Origin of the sequence: Bradyrhizobium tropiciagri (assembly GCF_001189845.1) — a bacterium.
GTDB lineage: Bacteria > Pseudomonadota > Alphaproteobacteria > Rhizobiales > Xanthobacteraceae > Bradyrhizobium > Bradyrhizobium tropiciagri.
On record NZ_LFLZ01000002.1, the window covers coordinates 260707 to 282581 of the forward strand.

General features: G+C 62.9%; 20 protein-coding genes. 13 read left to right on the top strand and 7 right to left on the bottom strand.

Annotated elements, in window-relative coordinates; translation table 11 throughout:
* Positions 1-104: 104 nt before the first annotated feature.
* The 4 genes from AKN84_RS02925 to AKN84_RS02940 all read left to right on the top strand — a co-directional run bounded on the left by AKN84_RS02925 (position 105) and on the right by AKN84_RS02940 (position 4811).
* Positions 105-1676, top strand: a complete 1572-nt coding sequence (locus tag AKN84_RS02925; protein ID WP_050419260.1) for an ABC transporter ATP-binding protein — start codon at positions 105-107, stop codon at positions 1674-1676.
* Positions 1660-2751 (top strand): ABC transporter permease, encoded by a 1092-nt coding sequence (locus AKN84_RS02930; protein WP_050419261.1) that lies wholly within the window; start codon positions 1660-1662, stop codon positions 2749-2751. The genes AKN84_RS02925 and AKN84_RS02930 overlap by 17 nt, the downstream gene beginning before the upstream one ends.
* Positions 2738-3655 (top strand): ABC transporter permease, encoded by a 918-nt coding sequence (locus AKN84_RS02935; protein ID WP_050419262.1) that lies wholly within the window; start codon positions 2738-2740, stop codon positions 3653-3655. Before AKN84_RS02930 ends, AKN84_RS02935 begins: the two co-directional genes overlap by 14 nt.
* Positions 3656-3731: 76 nt before the next feature.
* Positions 3732-4811, top strand: a complete 1080-nt coding sequence (locus AKN84_RS02940; RefSeq protein WP_050419263.1) for a BMP family ABC transporter substrate-binding protein — start codon at positions 3732-3734, stop codon at positions 4809-4811.
* 123 nt (positions 4812-4934) lie between these two features.
* Here AKN84_RS02940 and AKN84_RS02945 read toward each other — a convergent pair whose 3' ends face one another.
* Positions 4935-6284, bottom strand: coding sequence for an 8-oxoguanine deaminase (locus AKN84_RS02945; protein ID WP_050419264.1), 1350 nt, complete (start codon positions 6282-6284; stop codon positions 4935-4937).
* 119 nt (positions 6285-6403) lie between these two features.
* On the opposite strand from AKN84_RS02945, the gene AKN84_RS02950 reads away from it, so the two are divergent.
* A complete protein-coding gene (locus AKN84_RS02950) occupies positions 6404-7225 on the top strand; it encodes an FAD binding domain-containing protein (RefSeq protein ID WP_050419265.1) in 822 nt (273 codons plus the stop codon).
* A 13-nt stretch (positions 7226-7238) separates the two neighbouring features.
* Entirely contained in the window at positions 7239-9962 is a 2724-nt protein-coding gene (locus AKN84_RS02955) for a molybdopterin-dependent oxidoreductase (protein ID WP_050419266.1), read from the top strand.
* A 55-nt stretch (positions 9963-10017) separates the two neighbouring features.
* Here the strand turns inward: AKN84_RS02955 and pucL are convergent, their stop codons facing one another.
* From pucL to AKN84_RS02985, 6 genes are all read right to left on the bottom strand, one after another.
* On the bottom strand, positions 10018-10860 hold the full coding sequence (gene pucL / locus AKN84_RS02960) for a factor-independent urate hydroxylase (protein ID WP_050419267.1): 843 nt from the start codon (positions 10858-10860) through the stop codon (positions 10018-10020).
* Positions 10861-10944: 84 nt separating this feature from the next.
* Positions 10945-11829, bottom strand: coding sequence for a 2-oxo-4-hydroxy-4-carboxy-5-ureidoimidazoline decarboxylase (uraD, locus tag AKN84_RS02965; RefSeq protein ID WP_050419268.1), 885 nt, complete (start codon positions 11827-11829; stop codon positions 10945-10947).
* Between the two features lie 140 nt (positions 11830-11969).
* Entirely contained in the window at positions 11970-12266 is a 297-nt protein-coding gene (locus AKN84_RS02970; protein ID WP_050419269.1) for a hypothetical protein, read from the bottom strand.
* A gap of 632 nt (positions 12267-12898) precedes the next feature.
* A complete protein-coding gene (locus AKN84_RS02975; protein ID WP_050419270.1) occupies positions 12899-13489 on the bottom strand; it encodes an NAD(P)H-dependent oxidoreductase in 591 nt (196 codons plus the stop codon).
* A gap of 80 nt (positions 13490-13569) precedes the next feature.
* The gene (locus tag AKN84_RS02980) at positions 13570-14943 is read right to left on the bottom strand and encodes a cytosine deaminase (RefSeq protein WP_050419271.1); all 1374 of its coding nucleotides are present in this window, start codon (positions 14941-14943) and stop codon (positions 13570-13572) included.
* Positions 14944-15018: 75 nt separating this feature from the next.
* A complete protein-coding gene (locus tag AKN84_RS02985) occupies positions 15019-15924 on the bottom strand; it encodes a LysR family transcriptional regulator (RefSeq protein ID WP_050419272.1) in 906 nt (301 codons plus the stop codon).
* Between the two features lie 201 nt (positions 15925-16125).
* On the opposite strand from AKN84_RS02985, the gene AKN84_RS02990 reads away from it, so the two are divergent.
* Genes AKN84_RS02990 through AKN84_RS03015 form a run of 7 tightly spaced genes read left to right on the top strand, consistent with a single transcriptional unit; the run spans position 16126 to position 21703 of the window.
* On the top strand, positions 16126-17124 hold the full coding sequence (locus tag AKN84_RS02990) for an ABC transporter substrate-binding protein (RefSeq protein ID WP_050419273.1): 999 nt from the start codon (positions 16126-16128) through the stop codon (positions 17122-17124).
* 55 nt (positions 17125-17179) lie between these two features.
* Complete coding sequence (locus tag AKN84_RS02995; RefSeq protein WP_050419274.1) at positions 17180-17980, top strand: ABC transporter permease; 801 nt, start codon at positions 17180-17182, stop codon at positions 17978-17980.
* Positions 17981-18026: 46 nt separating this feature from the next.
* On the top strand, positions 18027-19046 hold the full coding sequence (locus AKN84_RS03000) for an aromatic ring-hydroxylating dioxygenase subunit alpha (protein WP_050419275.1): 1020 nt from the start codon (positions 18027-18029) through the stop codon (positions 19044-19046).
* Positions 19047-19070: 24 nt separating this feature from the next.
* The gene (locus AKN84_RS03005; RefSeq protein ID WP_244484900.1) at positions 19071-20297 is read left to right on the top strand and encodes an FAD-binding oxidoreductase; all 1227 of its coding nucleotides are present in this window, start codon (positions 19071-19073) and stop codon (positions 20295-20297) included.
* Positions 20284-20472 carry a hypothetical protein gene (locus AKN84_RS48735; RefSeq protein ID WP_244484901.1) on the top strand — a complete coding sequence of 63 codons (189 nt, stop codon included), beginning with the start codon at positions 20284-20286 and terminating at the stop codon, positions 20470-20472. The genes AKN84_RS03005 and AKN84_RS48735 overlap by 14 nt, the downstream gene beginning before the upstream one ends.
* Entirely contained in the window at positions 20469-21314 is an 846-nt protein-coding gene (locus tag AKN84_RS03010) for an ABC transporter ATP-binding protein (RefSeq protein ID WP_430649877.1), read from the top strand. Before AKN84_RS48735 ends, AKN84_RS03010 begins: the two co-directional genes overlap by 4 nt.
* Before the next feature lie 5 nt (positions 21315-21319).
* A complete protein-coding gene (locus tag AKN84_RS03015) occupies positions 21320-21703 on the top strand; it encodes a RidA family protein (RefSeq protein ID WP_050419340.1) in 384 nt (127 codons plus the stop codon).
* The last annotated feature ends 172 nt before the right edge of the window (positions 21704-21875 follow it).

The window sequence follows — 21875 nt, forward strand, 5'->3', positions numbered from 1 at the left end:
TGCCGAAGGCTTGAGCAGCCGGTGGCGCTTTTTCGCTACTTACGTATGCAGGAAAACTGGCTCACTATTGTCGCTCCCTCTCCTCATGAACGCGATATCCACGGATGCGAGACACGACATCGGCCGCGCCGCACACGAGTGCCACGCCGCTCTTGCAGACGGTCGGCCTGACCAAGCGATACGGGTCGTTTCTCGCCAACGACAAGATCGATCTCGACGTCTGGCCGCAGCAGATCCACGCACTGCTCGGCGAGAACGGCGCAGGCAAGTCCACTCTCGTCAAGGCCATCTACGGTCTGGTTCAACCCAGCGATGGCGGACTGCGCTGGGAGGGCCAGACCATGGTGCTGTCGGGTCCGTCGCAGGCTCGCGCCCGCGGCATCGGCATGGTGTTTCAGCACTTCTCGCTGTTCGAAAACCTCACCGTTGCCGAGAACGTGGCACTCGGCCTCGATGGCAAGGAATCGTTCAAGGAGATGTCCGCGCGGCTTCAGCAGGTATCCCGCAGCTATGGGCTTCCGCTCGATCCCAAGCGCGAGGTCTGGCAGCTTTCGGTGGGCGAACGTCAACGCATCGAGATCGTACGCGCATTGATGCAGAATCCCAAATTTCTCATCCTGGACGAGCCAACCGCGGTGCTGACGCCGCAGGAAGCCGACCAACTGTTCGTCGTGCTCGAGCGCCTCAAGAGCGAAGGGCGTGCAATTCTCTATATCAGCCACAAGCTCGAAGAAGTGAGAAGGCTGTGCGACACGGCAACCATCCTGCGCGGCGGCAAGAAGGTCTCGACTTGCAATCCCAAAGCGGAGACGGCCGCCTCGCTGGCGCGCATGATGGTCGGCACCGAAATCAAGCAAGTGAAGCCGGCGGCAAGCCGGGAGATCACCGTGCCGCGGCTGGTCATCAACGATCTCAACCTCGAACCCGAAGATCCGCATGGCGTGCACCTCAGGGACATCTCAATGGAGCTCAGAGGTGGTGAAATCCTGGGCATTGCCGGCGTGGCCGGGAACGGACAGGACGAGTTGTTTGCGGCATTGTCGGGCGAGCGGCTCGCCCGCGACCCCGGTACGATCGTGATCGAAGGAATCGCTGCCGGACATCTGTCGATAAGCCGGCGGCGCAAGCTAGGAGCAGCCTTTGTGCCCGAAGAGCGTCTGGGTCACGGGACTGCGCCGCGCATGAGGCTTTCGGAGAATGCCCTGCTGACCGGACACGCCGCCGGCAACATGGTGCAGCACGGTTTCGTCAACACGGCGGCTACGCTGAATGCCGTCGACCGGGCGACGGAGACTTTCGACGTGCGCAAGGCAAAGCGTGATCCGGAAGCTGCGAGCCTATCAGGCGGCAACCTTCAGAAATTCATCGTCGGACGCGAGATCCTGCGCAATCCGGCCGTGCTGGTCGTCAGTCAGCCGACCTGGGGCGTCGATGCCGGTGCGGCTGCCGTGATCCGCCAGGCCTTGCTCGATCTTGCGGCCGCCGGCGCCGCAGTGCTGGTGACGAGCCAGGATCTCGACGAACTCATCGAAATCTCCGACCGGATTGCGGTGATGTTTCACGGTCGCCTGTCCGCATCGCTGCCGACGGCGGAGGCCAGCCGCGAGAAGCTCGGCCTGTTGATGGGCGGCAGCAGCCTCGAAACAAAGGAGCAGGCGCATGCAGCTGATACTTGAGAAGCGCGCCGAGCGGTCGAAGACGGTCGCGCTGGCGTCCCCGCTGATCGCGATCGGGCTCACGATCGTCACCATGACCATCCTGTTCATGGTCCTCGGCAAGAATCCGATCTCGGCGCTCTACGTCTATTTCATCGTACCGCTCGCCGACGGCTACTCGCTGCAAGAGATCGCCGTGAAAGCGACCCCGCTGGTGATGATCGCGATCGGTCTGTCGCTTTGCTACCTCGCCAATGCCTGGAACATCGGCGCAGAGGGCCAGTTCCTGATGGGCGCGGTCGCAGGAAGCTGGATTGCGGTGAAAACGCAGGGGACGGGGGCCGGCCATTGGGTGCTGCCGGCGATGCTGTTGCTCGGCGCCCTCGCCGGCGCGCTCTACGCCCTGATCCCCGCAATCTGCAAGGTCAGGTTCGGCGCCAGCGAGATCCTGACCTCGCTGATGCTGGTCTACGTGGTCGACCTGTTGCTCGACTATCTGGTCCGCGGACCCTGGCGCGATCCGCAAGGCTTCAACTTTCCGACCACCGCCGAGTTCGACCCGGTCGCCACGGTGCCGACGCTGATCGAGGGCGGCCGACTGCATCTGGGCTCCATCCTGGCACTGGTCGTAGTAGCCGCCGGGGCCGTACTGCTCGGCAAGACCATCAAGGGGTTCGAAATCCGCGTGGTGGGCGCAGCGCCCCGTGCGGCCCGTTTTGGCGGATTCAACGCCAATCAACTCATCCTGCTGACGTTTGCGATCTCAGGTGCGCTTTCGGGGCTCGCCGGGATCATCGAGGTCGCAGGCCCGGTCGGCCATCTCCAACCGGGCATCTCGCCGGGCTACGGCTTCACCGCTATCATCGTGGCTTTCCTCGGCCGCCTGAATCCGATTGGAATATTAATTGCAGGGCTTTTTCTCGCACTGACCTTCATAGGCGGCGAGCAGGCGCAGATCACCATGAAAATCCCATTGGACGTCACCAAGGTTTTCCAGGGAATCCTGCTGTTCTACGTGCTCGCCTGCGATTCCCTCATTCTCTATCGCTTCCGCATCGTTTCGTCGTCTCCGCAGGTGGCACGTGGAGCTCACTGAAGCCATCATCCTGTCGGTGCTTGCGGCATCGACACCCCTGTTGCTGGCAGCGACCGGTGAACTGGTGGCCGAGCGCTCCGGCGTGCTCAATCTCGGCGTCGAGGGCATGATGATCGTCGGTGCCGCATGCGCCTTCGGCGGGGCGTGGCTGACCGGCTCGATCATCATCGGCGCGCTCTGCGGCATGTTTGCCGGCGTGCTGATGTCGCTGCTGTTTGCCGCGATGGCGCTCGGTCTTGCGGTCAACCAGGTCGCCACCGGTCTGGCGCTGACCATCTTCGGCGTCGGCTTGTCGGGCCTGATCGGCGCACGCTTCGTCGGCGAACGGATTACACCGGCGCCGCATCTCCATATCCCCTACGTCAGCGACATTCCGCTGATCGGACACATCCTGTTCGGCGAGGATGGATTCGTCTATCTATCGCTGGCGCTGGTCGTGGCGGTGTGGTGGTTCCTGTACCGGATGCGGGCCGGGCTGATCCTGCGAGCCTGCGGCGACAACCACGTCTCGGCGCACGCGCTGGGCTATCCGGTGCTGAAGATCCGGATGTATGCCGTGATGTTCGGCGGCGCCTGCGCCGGGCTTGCCGGCGCCTATCTGCCGCTCGCCTACACGCCGTTCTTCATTCCGGGCATGACCGCCGGCCGCGGCTGGATTGCGCTCGCGCTGACGGTTTTTGCCTCCTGGTTGCCCGGCCGGCTGGTGATCGGAGCCTATCTGTTCGGTGCGGTGACTATTCTACAATTGCACGCACAGGGCGCCGGAATCGGCATTCCGTCTCAATTCATGTCGTCCCTGCCCTATCTCGCAACGGTGATCGTGCTGGTGCTGCTGTCGCGCGCGCGGACCGGCGGTTCAACCGCGCCTGCGGCGCTCGGCACCGTATTCGTACCGGATCGCTGACATCCGTTTCCGGGCGGGCGCGATGGGGGGCGCCGTCCAGGATTGTGGTTCACCCCGCACTTGGAGGACATTCACGATGAATAGGAACTTGCTTGGGGCCGCCGCAGCGCTTCTGATCGCCGGAAGCCTGACGAGCAGCGCCGTCGCGGCTGACAAGCTGAAGGTGGGGTTCATCTATCTCGGACCGGTTGGGGATCTCGGCTGGACCTACCAGCATGAACTTGCCCGACAGGCGCTGGTGAAGGAGCTCGGCGACAAGATCGAAACCACCTTCCTCGAAAACGTCCCGGAAGGCCCCGACGCCGAGCGCGCTGTCGAGCAGCTCGTCCGCGCCGGCAACAAGCTGATCTTCACCACCTCATTCGGCTACATGGACCCCACGCTGAAAGTGGCGAAGAAATATCCCAACGTGCACTTCGAGCACTGCTCCGGTTACAAGCGCGACAACAACATGGCGACCTACTCGGCGCGCTGGTACCAGGGTCGTTACATCCAGGGAGAAATCGCAGCCAAGATGTCAAAGGCCGGCGTGCTCGGCTATATCGGTTCGTTCCCTATCCCTGAAGTCGTCTCGGGTATCAATGCGACCATGATCGGCGCGCAGACGATCAATCCAAACATCAAGGTCAAGATCATCTGGGTCAACTCGTGGTTCGATCCGGGCAAGGAGGCCGATGCCGCCAAGGCGTTGCTCGATCAAGGCGCCGACATCATCATGCAGCACACCGATTCGCCCGCCGCGATGCAGATCGCAAGCGAGCGCGGCAAACTTGCATTCGGCCAGGATTCCGAGATGATCAAGTTTGGCCCCAAGTCACAGCTCACCTCGATCCTCGACACATGGGCCCCCTACTACATCGAGCGCGTCAAGGCGGAGCTCGACGGCACCTGGAAGTCCGGAGATGTTTGGGGCGGCCTCGAGACCAAGATGTTCGAAATGGCGCCCTACACGAACATGCCGGACGACGTCAAGAAAATGGCCGAAGATACCCAGGCTGCGATCACCGCCGGCAAGCTGCATCCGTTCAAGTGTCCGGTTGTCGGCCAGGACGGCAAGGAGGTCGAATGCAAGGGCGGCGATCACCTCGAAGATGGCCAGATCCTGGGCATGAATTTCTATGTCAAGGGTATCGACGACAAGCTTCCCGGCAAGTGAGCGATCGCCCGATGATAAATCCCTCCCCTCAGGGGAGGGACCTTTCAATGCAACTCTCGGAAAGGATCATGTTCGAGCAAGGAGCTGAAGCGCGATGACCATTCTTTTCAATCTCATCGCGCTTTAGCCGGTCTGCATCGCCCGGGCAGCGGCGCTGTGACGACGGATCAGATCGGTGACATCGAGGCCCGGGATCGCTCCGTCGATCACGGTCCAATGACCGCCTACCATGACGCGATCGGCACGATACGCGCCGCACAGGACGAGAGCGGCAAGCGGATCACCGTATCCGGAGAAGCGCAGTTCGTCCGGCTTGAACAGTGCGAGATCGGCCGCCTTGCCGACCGCGATTTCACCCAGTTCGGGCCGCCCGACGCAAGCCGCGGAGCCCCTGGTTGCCCATCGCAGCGCATCGATGTGACTGACGCGATTGACGCCGTACCGCGCCCGCTGCAACAGGAACGCCGCGCGCACTTCCTGCATCAAATTCGATCCATCGTTGGAGGCGGAACCGTCGACGCCAAGCCCGATTCCGACGCCGGCCTCCTCCATCTCGCAGACCGGGCAGCAGCCGGACGCCAAGACCTGGTTGCTGCATGCGCAATGGCTGATCGTCGTCCCTGCCCTGCCAAGCCGCACCATCTCGCCTGAATTGAAATGAACGCCGTGGGCAAGCCAGGTGCGCGAATTGAGCCAGCCGCATTGTTCGAGATAGTCCAACGGGCGACAGCGGTATATGTCCTCGCAAAACCTGTTCTCGTCCTCGGTCTCGGCGAGATGTGTGTGCAGGCGAACGTCGAGCTTGTCGGCAAGCTCCGCCGTCTTGCGCATCAGCGACGTTGTCACCGAGAACGGCGAGCACGGCGCCAGCGCAATCTGCACCATCGCATTCTCGCCGCGCTGATGATGTCGAGAGACGACGCGCTCGCTGTCGGCCAGGATCGTGTCCTCGTCCTGCACCACACTGTCGGGCGGCAAGCCGCCATCGCGCTGCGACAGGTTCATCGAGCCGCGCGTGAGCAGCACGCGCATGCCGAGTTGCCTGGCCACCTCGACCTCGATGTCGATGGCGTCCTCCAGCCCCGCGGGAAACACATAATGATGATCGGTTGTCGTGGTGCAGCCCGAGAGCAGCAATTCCGACATCGCCACCTTGACGCCAAGTTCCAGCGAGCCCGGCGTCAGTCGTGCCCACACCGGATAGAGCGCCTCAAGCCAGGGAAACAGCTCGCGATCGAGGGCTGCAGGTAGGGCACGCGTCAGGGTCTGGTAGAAATGGTGATGGGTGTTGATCAGGCCCGGCAGGACGACATGCGCGCTGGCATCAAAGATCACCGCGTCGGCGGCCGCAGCTTCGCGGCCACGGCCAACCAGTTCGACGATCTTGCCATGACGGACGACAACGCCGCGTTCGGCCCCGTCGGCCAGGATGGAGAGTGGATCCTTGATCCAGATCGGTTGCGTTTCAGCCATGACCCCAATCATCATGCTCGACTGCCTGGCAAAGCCCAAAGATGCAAGGATCAGCCCAGAATGGCGCTAGTCTTGCAAGATTGCCTTGCGAGGGCGGAACAGGAAAGACTTATATTGCAATGGACTTGAACACCATCAGGGATGTTGCGCGTCCGCGGACACGCGCACAGTTGCCCGTTTGGACGGCAGGCGATGCATGGCTTGCGGGCGGCACGTGGCTGTTCTCCGAGCCGCAGACCCATTTGAACCGCCTGATCGACCTGACCGACCTGAAATGGCCCGCCTTGACCGTTGATGGCGATCACCTCAGCATCGCTGCGACCTGCACCGTGGCGCAGCTCGACGGTCTCGCCTTCCCGCCGGACTGGATCGCGGCACCGCTGATCAACCAGTGCTGCCGCGCTTTCCTGGCATCTTTCAAGATCTGGAAGACGGCGACCGTTGGCGGCAATATCTGCATGTCACTGCCGGCGGGACCGATGATCTCACTGACCTCGGCGCTCGATGGCATCTGCACGATCTGGCGCGCCGACGGCGGCGAGCATCGGATTCCAGTCGCTGATTTTGTGACCGGCAACCAGCGGAACGTGCTCGCAGCCGGCGATCTGTTGCGGCAAGTCGACATACCGCTGGCCGCGCTGCGGCGGCGCTCGGCCTTCCGCCAGATATCGTTGACGCCGGTTGGCCGCTCCGCGGCGCTCCTGATTGGGAGCATCGATGGCAACGGCGCGCTGTCGCTGACAGTCACCGCCTCAACTGTACGGCCGATCAAGCTCTCCTTTGCGGATTTGCCAGGGCGAGAGGAGCTGCGCAACGCTATCCTTCAGCAGATCCCGGAAGCGGCGTACCATGCCGACGTTCATGGCAAACCGATGTGGCGCAAGCATATGACCTTGCGCCTGGCCGAGGAGATCCGCAGCGAACTCGCCACCGACCCATGAGCTTCGGCATCACATGAGCATCGAGATCAACGGCAGTACATTTGCGGAGACGCCTCGTCCCGGTCAATGCTTGCGCACGTTCCTGCGGGAGCTCGGGCACTTCGGGGTCAAGAAGGGCTGCGATGCCGGCGATTGCGGCGCGTGCACTGTCCTGATGGATGGCGAGCCTGTCCATAGTTGCGTGATCCCGGCATTCCGCGCCGAAGGGCGCGCCGTCACGACAATCGAGGGCCTCGGGTCCGAAGGCGGGACCCATCCTCTGCAACAGGCGTTCCTTGATGCCCAGGGATTTCAATGCGGCTTCTGCACCGCGGGCATGATCCTGACCTGCGCCTCGCTCAACCAGGCACAGCGGCAGGAGCTCGGCGTGGCGCTGAAAGGCAACATCTGCCGCTGCACCGGGTATCGCTCAATCCAGGATGCGATGGATGGAAAGTCGAATGTCGAGGATGCCACCGCCGGTGGCGCCTTCGGGCGCAGTCTCCCCGCGCCGGCCGGACCGCTCGTGGTACGGGGTGCGGCTCCCTACACCTTCGATATCGCGCTTGACCGGTTGCTGCACATCAAGCTGCTGCGCTCGCCGCATCCGCATGCGAAGATCATCGCGATCGACAAGGCTGCGGCGCTGGCGGTGCCAGGCGTACATGCCGTCCTGACGCATGAGGACGCACCCAAAATCCTGTTTTCGACCGCGCGGCACGAAAAGGATTGGATGGACCCGGACGACACCCGCGTGCTTGACGACACGGTGCGTTTCATAGGGCAGAAGGTCGCGGCTGTGGTGGCCGAAACCGAGGCGGCGGCCGAGGAAGGTTGCCGCCGGCTCAAGGTCGATTACGACATCTTACCGGCGGCGACGGACCCGGCGCTGGCGATCGCGCCGGGTGCGCCGGTGATCCACGGCGACAAGACCGCCGAAACCCATCGCGTCGCTGACGCCGCGCGCAATGTCGTCGCCGAGACCCACGGTGAGTTCGGCGACGTCGCCGGCGCGCTGGCCGTGTCGGCCGCAACCTATGAAGGCACGTTCACCACGCAGCGGGTCCAGCACGCCGCCCTGGAAACCCACGGCGGACTTGCCTGGATCGATGCCGGTGGCCTGCTGAATGTCCGCTCCAGCACGCAGGTGCCTTTCCTAATCCGAAGATCGCTGGCGCAGATCTTCGATCGCCCGCTCGACAAGGTACGGGTGTTCTGCGAGCGCGTCGGCGGAGGATTCGGCGGCAAGCAGGAAATGTTCGTTGAGGACATTCTGGCGCTCGCCGCGATTGCAACCGGCCGGCCGGTCAAGCTCGAATTAACCCGCGAGGAACAGTTCATCGCGACCTCGACCCGGCATCCGATGCGCGTCACTGTCAAGGCCGGCGCCGACAGCGACGGCAAGCTGACGGCGCTGCAGCTCGACGTGCTCTCCAATACCGGTGCCTATGGCAACCATGCCGGGCCCGTGCTGTTCCACGCCGTCAGTGAATGCATCAGCGTCTATAACTGTCCGAACAAGAAGGTCGATGCGGTCGCGGCCTATACCAACACGGTGCCGGCCGGCGCGTTCCGCGGCTATGGCTTGCCGCAGACGCTGTTTGCCGTCGAGGCCGCCATCGACGAATTGGCAAGACAACTCGGCATCGACCCGTTCGAGATCCGCCGACGCAATATCGTGAAGCCCGGCGATGCCATGCTGTCGCCGCCGCCATCGCAATACCACGACGTGTTCTACGGCTCCTACGGGCTCGACCAATGCCTCGATCTGGTCGAGCGCGCAATGTCCGCGGAACGCCCCGACTACGGGCTTTCTGATGACTGGCTGGTCGGTGACGGTCTCGCGCTCACCATGATCGACACCGTGCCGCCAGCCGGACATCTCTCCGATTCGACGATCACGCTCCGCGACGACGGCGGGTTCGAGCTGACGGTGGGGACCGCCGAATTCGGCAACGGCACCAGCACCGTGCATCGACAGATCGCCGCGACGGCGCTGGCGACGACCGTCGATCGCATCAGCCTGCGGCAGTCCGACACTGCGCTGGGCGGCCACGACACCGGGGCGTATGGTAGCGCGGGTACCTTCGTGGCCGGGCGCGCGACGCAAGCGGCGGCGGAGCAACTTGCCGATGGCATCAAGGCTTTGGCTGCGGAGCTGAGCAACGCCGCCGCCTCGTCATGCATCATCGAGAATGAGACCGCGATCTGCGGGAGCGAACGCCGGTCGTTCTCAGAACTTGCATCGGCCGCAAGGACAAAGGGACGCGTGCTGCAGGCCAGCGGCAATTCGGCCGGCACGCCGCGCTCGGTCGCGTTCAATGTCCAGGGCTTTCGGGTCGCCGTGAACAAGGGCACGGGAGAGGTCCGAATCCTGAAGAGCGTACAGGCCGCCGATGCCGGTCGCGTCGCCAATCCCATGCAATGCCGCGGCCAGATCGAGGGCGGCGTCGCGCAATCACTCGGCGCCGCGCTTTATGAGGAGCTGCTCATCGACGATAGCGGCAGGGTGATCAATCCAACGTTCCGCGACTACCATCTGCCGTCGTTCGCCGATGTACCGCGCACCGAGGTCTATTTCGCCGAGACGTCGGATGCAATCGGCCCGATGGGCGCGAAATCGATGAGCGAGAGCCCCTACAACCCCGTCACCGCAGCGCTCGGCAACGCCATCGCCGACGCCACCGGCATCCGCTTCACCAGCACGCCGTTCAAGCCCGACAAGCTATTCCCGGTGCTACATGAAAAGTTTGGCTGAGACCCGCGGGGACCGAACTCGGCTTGATGCCCGACAAACCGGGCCAGGCCTCCAGCTATCCCCTGGCCACGGTGCACTCGATCTGGCCGTGCGGCTCGTCGGTGGGCAGAAAAACCTGGTTGTTGTTGTCCAGTCCGAAGGCGGAGAGGTTCATCGGGATGAAGTGCATGTTCGGGCATGCCATGCTGATCTCCGAAATCTCCGGCACCGCCGCGAGCGCCGCCTCGCCCATCCGGTAGAGGCTGTCCTGCACGCTCCAGCTATAGGTCGTGGCAAACACCTCGAGCACCGTATCGAGAATCCTGGCATTGGTCGCGGGGTAGCTCGCCGGCTTTCCCGACCATTTCCAGGTTGCCACCAAGCTGGTCGCGCAGATCCGATCGTTGGTTGGCGGAATCGTCGTATAGCGGTCCCTGACGTAGTTCTCCCAGCCGGACTGCGTCGACTTCATGAAGGCAAAATTGTCGACGCCGGACGACATCGTCATTGGCCCGCCCCGCTTCACCGCGACTTCCACCGTCGGCCTGCCATTGCCGTCGAGCACGAAGCTGTGCGGATGCGGCTTCCCATCGAAGCTCAGCCGGCTCCATTTGGTCTCGTGCGAAGTGATCGACACCGAGGAGATCTGCGGATAGGTATCGAGATATCTCTGCGCCAGAACCTGACAGAAGTCTTCCGGACTCAGCCCGGTATTTTCCCGCGCCACGACATTGACGATGTTCTTGATCGTGTCGGTCGACACCGTCGAGGAATTGTCGGCGTGGGTGAAGGTGCGGGCGAAATCGCCCTCGAGCATGGCCTTGATGCTGAGCTGGCTGACCTCGTGCCGGTCGCCGTCGCGATGAATCCGCATCACACGGACGCGGCCCTTACCGTATCGGTTTTTGATCAGCGGCACGTCTTGTCTCCAACGGGGCTGGCGATCGTACGGATGCTACCTCGGGTTCCGGATAGAGAGCAATGTTCGTGCCAGAGACGGCCATCAGCTTCCGCGATACGTCGCGTAGCTCCACGGCGTCACAAGGAGCGGCACGTGCAAATGACCTTCCGGCTCGCTCACGGCGAAGCGCAGCGTGATGCGATCGAGAAAAGGAGGATCCGCCAACGGCACGCCGCGCGCGGCGAAATAGTCGCCGACGCTGAACGTGAGCTCGTATTTGCCGACCGGCACAGGACGTCCGCCAATCAGCGGCGCATCCGTTCGACCATCTCGATTGGTCGTCGCACTTGTCACCACCCGGCTGACGCCGAGTTCGGCCAATTCAACCAATTCGAGAGCGACGCCCGCGGCCGGCCTGCCGCTATTGGTATCGAGCACGTGTGTTGTCAGCCGGCCGGACACGGTTAGGCGATCGGTGCTCGTCACCGACTGGTCCAGTCGCAGCGCGGCAATCCGGCAGATTTCATCGACCGAGGTCTGCGTTTCAGTCGCGAGGTCGTTCGGCAAACGCCGCGCGAAGTCGCGCAAGATCGAGTCCTTGGTGTGCCGGCGCACGCAGACGATGTAGGGGAAGCCGAACTTCGAGCGATAGGCCGTGTTGACGCGCTCGAACGCTTCATACTCGGCATCCGACAGGCGATCGAGACCGACACTGTTCTGTTCGGCGTTGGATTCCACGGTCAGCCCCGCAGCACGCTGCGTCTTGTCGGCGAGGTCGGGGTGTGCCTTGATGAGCGCCATCCGCAAGTCGGCCGGCGCTTGATCGACAGCCTCTCGCATCGCGGCAAACAAGTCACCGATGCCGGCGAATGGCCGCTTGGCCGCCGCCCGTTCTGCGATCCATGGTGAATGTTCAAAGATGTTGGCGAGCGCCGCGACGAAAGTATCGCGGCTGCAAGCGTTCAATTCGGCAAGCGGCTTTGACATCAACGATCCAGTTCTGACGGCATGCTCGGTGCGGGATTTCTCACCAGCCGGAATCCATCGAAACTCTCCAAGATGCGCCCGGGACGCGGATAGATATCGGACGCAAAGACTGTTCCATCCGGGACGCGTGGCAGGCCCTGCTACCGGCGATCATAAGACCATCCGAACACGCCGCTCCGGCGCACCTCGGGTTCCGCGGCTGGGGCCGCCGCCGGTGCCTCCACCCGCGGCGCCGTCGAAGCAGGCGCAGTGGGCGGAACCGGCAGGTTGTCGCATTTCAGCGAATAGACCAATTCGCCCTTCTCGGTGCGGCCGATCGGAGCGCAATCGTCAACCACCGGCGCGGCCGGCCTTGCCGAGGGTTTGACGGTCGCCGGCTTGGTCTGAGCCCAGACCGGCGATACCAGCAGCAGCAGGATGGGCAGAACCTTTTTCATGGGCAGCTCTCGAACACTGGTGCATTCAAACGGATCGAACCGGCAAAGTCCACGATAACACCGCTGATGGGTTGCCGATTATTTAGCCGTGACTAAGGAATTTGCTCGCCACTTCGTGAATCCACCCGCCGTCGCAACCAACGCATGCGAGCACCACCTAAGTGGATAACGACGCGATTCGCGGACAAGGCGCATCGGCGTCGACACAACTATCGACAACGGGAGACAGGACATTGCCCAGGACATTTCTGACCGCGATCGGCGCGATCCTCATCAGCACGGCCTTGGTTCAGCATGCGACGGCAGCGCAACGCCATCACACGAGGCCCGACCGGGCTGCAACGACCCAGACCTCGGGGCGCAACCTCGACTCCTACGCGGCTTGGCCGCGCGCCACATCGGAAGGATACGGCGGCCCCGCGCCAAGCTATTATCGCGGTGGCTACTCGGCCCCAGCCGGGCATTGACGGGACTTCTTCTCAACACGACCTGATTTGCGACCGCGATCCGTCAGCTTCGCGGTCACCCGTAAGCCGACCTTTAGCCAGCTTGGGACCGAGCAGGCTTCTGCGCCTCCTACGGATGGATGGATTTCTCGCGACGCTTAGAGCAATCCGATTTTTCATCGTGCCTTAAGGACCGAGCCGCTCTAGCGCCCGCGTCACCCGGCCGATGAAAGCGACGCGCCGGGCCTCCGAAGCAACATTCAAATGATACAGCGCGTGGTAGTCCACGCGCGCCTTGCCACCGGTGAACCAGCGCAGATAACGCTTGACGATCTTGCGCGGTGGATCGCTCATCCACAGCGCCATAAAGCGCGGCCGACCGTAGGTGACGATGCCGATGATGCACGTGATGTTGTCGAGCATCGGCCTGACCTTGGCCGGATCGCTGATGTCGAAGGCAACGCCGGGCATCATCATGCGGTCGAGGAATCCCTTGAGCATCGCTGGCATGCCGAAGCACCAGGTGGGAAACTGCACCACCAGTACCTCGGCACGCTTCAGCCTCGCGATGTAGCTTTCCAGCCCGGCCTGATTCCGCGACATATCGTCGTAGTGTCGCCGCGCATCTTCCGACAATACGGGATCAAACCTCTCGGCATAGAGATCGAGCAGATCGACCTCATGCCCGGCTGCCTGCAAGGCCCCTAGCGCCCTTGCGCGAATGCCGGCGTGGAAGCTCTCAGGCAATGGATGGCAATAGACGTAGAGGACGCGCATGGGCTTAGGCGATCAATGCCTTGCCCGGCGTCGGAGCCGCGCCGTCGGCAGAAGCTGGTGCATGAGCATCGATGAACTCTCTATTCCGCCGCAGCCGTCCTGCCTGGCAAGTCGTCATCTGGCCAAAGCTCCGAATAATCGGGCGGCTTCGCGGTAATCCGCCTGCCACCCTCGAGGACAACGCGGTCGGCCTGCGGCCGGCTGACGATCTCGTTGAGGCTGCGCGCGTTGAACACGATGAGCCGCGCCGGCGCGCCCTCGCCGATCGATCCATGTCCCTCCAGTTTCGCGATGCGCGACGGCATGCTCGCAACCAGCGACGGCGCCTCAGAAAGCGGATGATCGAAATGCAGGATACGCACGGCCTGCCGGAACGTGTCGACCATGTCGTGATCCCCGTATGCATAGAAGCTGTCGCGGCAATTGTCGCCGGCAGCAGCCACGCGGATTCCACGCTTGATCATCTCGTGCACCACCGTGACGCCTCGCCAACGCGGTGTTCGTCCGCTGCACCGGTCCTGGAGATACATATTGACCGTCGGCAGCGTCACGATGGATATGTCCGCTTCAGCCAGCAGGTCGAGCGTCCGGTCGATCTCGCTGTCGCCCTGCACCGCAAGGCTGCAGCAATGGCCACAGACGACGCGGCCCTTGTAGCCGTGCCGGAGCGCCGAGCGTGCGATGAAGGGCAGCGTCGCGGCGGCCGGGTCGTCCGTTTCGTCGACGTGGAGGTCGATATCGAGGTCATGGCGGGCGGCCAATGCGAACAGCCGATCGAGCTGTCGATCGATGTCGGCCTGCGGAGCGCCATGCATGCCGATCGCGGGACGCGTGACGCCGCCAAGCAGCCCTCCCGATTTCTTCACGATTTCGGCGACGCGGTCACCGAAGGAATCCATCAAGAGTTCGATCGGGCAGAGCGAGACCGCCTGCAGATCCACCCTGCCGGCCCATTCCTCGCGCATCTCGCGCAACACCGGCCAGCTTCGCTCGGCGCTGTCATGATAGGTGTCGATATGCGTGCGGATTGCCGAGACACCGTGCGCGTGAGCGCAGCGCAAGCCAAAACCCATGCGCCGCCGCAAATCGGGCGCCGTCCAGTTCGGACGGTCGGCGGCCGCGGCGAGCCGCGCGTTGTTGAAGGTTCCGTCGATATTCGGGTTGCGCTCGATCGAATGGCCTTTGTCGAGATGCGTGTGAACGTCGATCAGCGTCGGCCACATCTGGCGGCCGCCGAGATCGACGCGCGCGATGGCATCGTCGCGAGTATCCTGCGCGGGCATGACACGCGCGATCTTGCCGTGCTCGACCAGCACGTCGACGCGTACGACACCTTCATGATCGCTGTCCGCCGACCTTGCGGAATTTGCCAGCAGGCAAACCGGAATGCGCGCATTCGCAAGCCAATAGCGCGGCGCGTCGGACCAGGCAATCTCGGCGAAATGAATTGTCATACGGCGTATTCAAACCTGTCAGGGGAACGTAGCAAGCATCAATTTGTGTCCGCGGCGATGCCTGTTCGTCATCGTTCATGTCCGTTGCAAGCCCGGCATCGCAATGCGCATCTCCTCGAGCAGGACACTCGGGAATGCATCAAGCGTGCCACGGGCGCGCACCGCGAGCTTTATCGTGATCGGATCGACCCTGAGATCCTGGAACGGGATAAAGACAAGATCGCCGCGCGCGATATCGACGCCGATATCCACCGGGTTGAGGAAGGTGACGGCATTGCCCTCGCGCACGATCCGCATCATGAACGCGATGGAATTGCTCTCGATGGTCGGATGCAAGGGGATGCCGGCGCGCGTGAAGGCGAGTTCGACCACGGGACGGATGGTCATGGACGCATCGCCCAACACCAGCGGGAATTCGAGACAATCGGCGAGCCAGGCCGGCTTGCGACGCGTCAACGGATGTCCCGGCGCGACCACCGCACCCAGGTGCAAGTCGTGGCTTGCCACGACCCGCAGGCCCGGCCCGGCGGGGAAATTATAGCCCAACGCGATATCGGCCTCGCCAGTGAGCACTGCGTTCGGAATCTGATCGAGCGTCAGGACGCGCAGTCGAATATGCATGCGCGGATGGGCGCCCATCACTCCGGCGAGGAACCTGGGCAAAGGACCGCCGGCGAGGCCGTTCATCGTCGCGATCGTCGCCTCGCCGCGCTGAAGACCCTTGAGCGCTTCGATCTGCGCCGCGACACGCTGGCTCGATTTCAGGGTCTCCCGCACATGCATGATCAGGATCTCGCCGGCGGAGGTCAGGCGGAGGCGGCGCGGCATGCGCTCGAAAATCGGTGTGCCCAATTCCGTTTCGAGCGCCAGAATCTGCCGGTTGATGGCAGAAGATGCCACGTTCAGCCGCGCCGCCGCCTTACGGATCGATCCGAGCCGCGCCACCTCGTCCAGATAGGTCAGGATTCGGGCATGCAGCATTGGGAATTGGCCTCCAGCCATTTGATGATTCAATGCGTTGAATCCGCGATGACGAGCCGCTGCCTAGCGTGAAAGCTCGTCGCCCAAGAACTAGCCATCGATGCCGTAAAGGCATCACAACGCACTAAAATTGATGCTTTCTAATCATTCGCATTTGCTGACATCCTTGCCAAGCCTGATCACTCCCAACGGATGTCGCAAATGACCACGCCCGTACGGATCTCCCGACTTGCCATCGCTGGTGCCACGCTCCTTGGCATTGCCTGCGCTCCGTCCTTTGCCGTTGCCGCCGACAAGATCACGCTGCTGTCGAGTTGGTTCGCGCAGGCCGAGCATGGCGGCTTCTATCAGGCCAAGGCGACAGGCCTGTACGAGAAGGCCGGCCTCGACGTCGTCATCAAGATGGGCGGTCCGCAGGTGAACGGTATGCAGCTTCTGCTCGGCGGCGAAGCCGACGTCATCATGGGCTACGACATCCAGGTGCTGCAGTCGATCGGGAAAGGACTGCCCGTCGTCACCATCGGTGCGTCATTTCAAAAAGATTTGCAGGGCTTGATGACGCATGATGACGTCAAGAGCCTCGCGGACCTCAAGGGCAAGGACATCCTGATCGCGAGCTCCAGTCACTCCACCTTCTGGCCGTGGCTGAAGACCAGGTTTGGCTTTGCCGAAAGCCAGGCCAAGGCTTACACGTTCAACCTTCAGCCTTTCTTTGCAGACACCAACGTCGCCCAGCAGGCGTATCCCTCATCCGAACCGTTCCAGGCGCTCCAGAAGGGCGTAGCGGTCAACTTCTTCCTGTTCGCGGATGAAGGCTATCCCCCCTACGGCACGACGATGGTGACCACGACCAAGCTAGTCGCAGAGAAGCCGGACGTGCTGAAGCGCTTCGTGCGCGCGTCGATGGAGGGCTGGAAGAGCTATCTGACCGACGATCCCGCCGCTGCCAACGCACTGATCAAGGCAGATAACCCGAAAATGACTGACGATCAGATCGCCTTCGGCGCCAAGCGCATGAAGGAATTGAAGGTGGTCGATGGCGGCGATGCCCAGACCATGGGCATCGGCGTGATGACCGACGCGCGCTGGAAGTCGACTTACGACTTCATGGTGGCGGGCGGCCTGCTCGACAAGAGCGTCGACTACAAGAAGGCGTTCACGACGCAATTCATCGACGGCATGAAGATTCCAATGAACTGACACGCAGCGCGGCGGATACCAGCTGCGCCCTCGATACGACAGACGAACGCCGGCGATGCAACGACACAAGGCCAGTTCCGCCCTCACCGAAGTGCTGCCGCCCCTGGTGGTTGGCGTGATCATCGTCACGGCCTGGGAAGCCTCCTGCCGCACCTTCGCCATTCCAGCCTACCTCTTTCCGGCGCCCAGTGCGATCGCGCAGGCGATCGTCGTCGACACGCCGGGACTGATGCGAGAGCTGTGGAGCACGTTGAAAGTGGCGCTGACCGCGCTTGGTCTCGCAACCATGATCGGCTCGGCCCTGGCTTTCCTGTTTGTGCAGAACAGGCTGATCGAGCGCAGCTTCTTCCCCTACGCCGTCATCATGCAGGTGACGCCGATCGTTGCCATTGCCCCATTGATCATCATCCTGGTGAAAAATACGCAGGTCGCGCTGATCATCTGCGCCACGATCATTGCTGTCTTCCCGATCATCTCCAACACCACCATCGGCCTTCGCAGTATCGACAGCGGCCACCAGAACCTGTTCGCTATCAATCGTGCCACACGCCTGCAGAGCCTCCTTTATCTACGCATACCGAGCGCCCTGCCGTTCTTCTTCGCCGGCTTGCGCGTCGCCAGCGGCCTCGCACTGATCGGCGCGGTGGTAGCCGAATTCGTCGCCGGCACTGGCGGCCGCAGCGCGGGCCTCGCCTATGAGATCATGCAGTCCGGCTTCCAGCTCGACATACCCCGCATGTTCGCTGCGCTGTTCCTGATCACCATCACCGGCATCGCCCTGTTTCTGGCGATGGCCGCCCTGTCGAAGCTGGCGCTCGGCCGCTGGCACGACAGCGAGTTCGAGCGGGACGGCTGATGTCCCGCGAGTTGCCCGCAACACAACACGTCCCGACGAGGTTCGCATGCTGACCACCAAGCAGAAGGTGCTGCGCCGTTTCTGGTACGCGGTGATGCCGCTCTCCGCCCTCGCGGACGGACCGAGGCCATTCCGTCTGCTCGATGAGGACATCGTGCTGTTCCTCGGCCCGGATGGAAGCCCGGCCGCGCTCAGGGACCGCTGTTGCCACCGCACCGCCAAGCTCTCGAGAGGCTGGTGCAAGGACGGGCAAATCGTGTGCGGCTATCACGGCTGGACCTACGACTCCACCGGCAAGCTCGTTCACGTCCCGCAATTTCCGGTGCAGCAGGAAGTGCCGAACCTGTCGACGCCCGCCTATCACTGCCAAGCGCGCTACGGCTATGCCTGGGTGGCGCTTGATGAGCCGCTGGCGCCGATCTTCGAGGTGCCCGAGGACAGCGACCCGTCTTTCCGCTACGTGCCGCAGTTCTACGAAGTCTGGAACACCTCGGCCCTGCGGATGATGGAGAACTCTTTCGACAACGCCCACTTCGCCTTCGTGCACCAGGGGACATTCGGCCAGGCCGACCAGCCGCTCCCGGACAAGTACGAGATCACGGAAACCGACTACGGGTTCGAGGCCGAGACGCTGATCACGGTTATCAATCCACCGATCCAGCACCGGATATCTGGAACCGATGCCGCCACCACCACGCGTCACATGCGCAACAAATGGTACATGCCGTTTTGCCGCCGGCTCGACATCGAATATCCGTCCGGCCTTCGCCACATTATCTTCAACTCGGCGACGCCGATCGACGACAGCCATATCCAGCTGGTGCAGTGGCTTTACCGCAACGACACAGAAGAGGACTGCCCGGCGCAGCTGCTGAACGACTGGGACTACAAGATCACGCGCGAGGACAAGGACATCATCGAATCCACCGACTACGACACCCCCATTGACGCCGGTCGCCGCGCGGAGGCCAACATGGTGTCGGACCGGCCCGGCATGATCATGCGCAAGCGGCTGATGAAGCTCCTCGAAGACCACGGCGAGGCGGAGGTCTATCGCGCCGCTTGACCCTCCGATTGCAGGTCGCCACAGATGTTCGACGCCACCCTGTCCATGCCAAACTCTCTCGCTGCCGCGTGCTACCCGATCAAGGCGCTGCTCGCCGACCTCGGCGATATCGCGACGAGCCTCGATCCGGCCGATCTGCGGCGGAAGTCGCGCGACTACTACTGGTATTCGCCAATCCTCGCCGCCCGGTTGAGGGACAAGGTTGCAGACATCATCATCACGCCGCGCGACGAGGCTGACGTGATCCGCGTCGCCGCCGCCTGCTACCGCCATCGCATCCCGCTCACCGTGCGGGGAGGCGCGACCGGAAATTACGGTCAATGCGTTCCGCTCGAAGGAGGCGTTCTGCTCGACATGTCCGCCATGAACCGCATCGAATGGCAGACGCCGGGTATCGTCCGCGTCGAGGCCGGCGCCAAGCTGTTCGACATCGACGCGCAGACCCGGCCGCTCGGTTGGGAGCTCCGCATGCATCCGTCCACCAAGCGCATGGCGCAGATCGGCGGCTTTGTCGCCGGAGGATCCGGCGGTATCGGCAGCGTCACCTTTGGCGGCATGCGCGAGCCCGGCAACATCCTCGCCGCGCGTATCGTCACCGTGGAGGAGACGCCGCGCGTGATCGAGCTGCGCGGCGACGCGGCACAGAAGATCAGCCGCGCCTATGGCACGACAGGCATCATCACGGTACTGGAAATGCCGCTGGCGCCGGCGCTGCCATGGATCGACGTGATCGTTGCTTTTGACGACTTCGCTGAGTCAATCCGCTTCGGTCGGGCGATCGCAATGGCGGACGGCGTCGTCAAGAAGCTGCTGGCGCCGATCGAGTGGCCGCTACCGCAGAACTTCGCCGGTCTTCGCCAATATTGCCCTGACGGCAAGGCTGTGCTGCTCGGCATGATCGGATCGATGTCGATCGAGAGCTTCGAGACGCTGCTCGACTCATTCGGCGGCACCCTCACTTACAAGGCGCCGAGCGAGGACACGCTTACGAAGGTGCCGCTCTACGAGCATAGCTGGAACCACTGCACGCTGCAGACGTTCAAGGTCGATCGCAACATCACCTACCTGCAGGTGCTCTATCCACACGACCGCATCGTCGAGGCGGCCGCCGAGATCGGCGCCCGGTTCGAAGGCGAGGTGATGCAGCACCTCGAACTTCATCCGGATCAACGGACTGATGACCGCGAGTGGGCTCCCCGTGATCCGCTATTCGACGCCGGAACGGCTCGACGAGATCATGGCAGCCTATGAGGCATTCGGAATCATGATTGCCAATCCGCATGTTGTTACGCTGGAGGACGGCAGCCGATACAAGCGCGTCGATGCCGACCAGCTCAGTTTCAAGCATGAGGTGGATCCGCTCGGCTTGCTCAATCCGGGCAAGATGCGCAGCTTCGCTCCGCGCTTGCCAGGGGCGCAGCAATGAATGTCTTGCCCATGTTCGAGGCGAAGCCTCCCGAGCTCGTCGCAACGCCCGCCCCATCGCGCGCATTGCTGCAGCTTGCGGGCGTCTCCAAGACTTTCACCAACAGGACGCTGGCGCTTGAGGGCGTTGATCTGACCGTCCGGCCCGGCGAGTTCCTCACCTTGCTCGGAGCCTCGGGCTGCGGAAAGTCCACGCTCCTGAAGATGATCGCCGGCCTCAGCGCGCCCACGACCGGTACCATCGACTGGCCGACCTCGACCTACGATGCGCGCGGCGAGCCCGACCGCTCGCTCGGCTTCGTGTTCCAGGAACCGACGCTGCTGCCTTGGCGGACGGTGTTCGACAACGTCTATCTGCCGCTGATGCTCGGCGGCGCGCGTCGCCGGGATGTGCGCGAGCGCATCATGGAAGTACTGGCGCAGGTCGGCCTCACGCGCTTTGCCGACGCTTATCCGCGCGAGCTCTCGGGCGGCATGCGGATGCGTGTCTCGGTGGCTCGTGCGATGGCGACCAACCCGCGCATTCTGTTGATGGACGAACCTTTCGCCGCGCTGGACGAAATCACGCGCATGAAGCTCAACAACGATCTCATGCAACTGTTTACGAAGAACAACCTCACGGTGATCTTCGTAACCCACAGCGTCTACGAATCGGTCTATCTGTCGTCGCGGATCGTGGTGATGCGCGCACGGCCCGGCCGCATGAGCACCGAGATTGCGATATCAGCACCCTATCCACGCAACGAAGACTTCCGCGTCTCGCCGGTCTACAACGATTATTGCCGACGCGCTTCGGAGGCGCTGCGCCAGGCCATGGCGCAGAGCACTGACGAGCCGGGGTGAACACGGTGCTCCGCCATCTCGTCCCTGCGGGAATCCGCAAGCCGTTTGCCAATTACAGCCATGCGGTCGAAGTACAGGCCGGTGCACGACTCATTTTCTGCTCGGGCCAACTCGGCATCTCGGCGGACGACCGCATCCCGGAGGGCGTTGAAGAGCAGTCGGCGCTCTGCTTTGAGGCCATCGGCTTGTGCCTGGCCGAAGCCGGCATGGGCTTTCGCGATCTCGTACGCATCAATGCCTATGTCACGGATCGCGCATGCGTGGCTCCCTATATGGCCGTGCGCGATCGCTACGTGGCACTGCCGGCACCGGCCTCGACCCTGATGATCGTCAGCGGCTTTACGCGACCGGAGTTCAAGGTCGAAATCGAGGCCCTTGCGGCGAAGTGACGGCCGCAGCGCACGAATTCTTTTGTCGCGATTTCAATTGCATACCCGATCACGAACCCTATGTATTTGGCTCCAAGGCCATTGGCGTCCTGGACATGGAGTCGGCGCGCGATGCGCCAAGCCATCGTCGCCAGACGCGGTATCTGGCACCGGCACAACCATCGCACGCTGC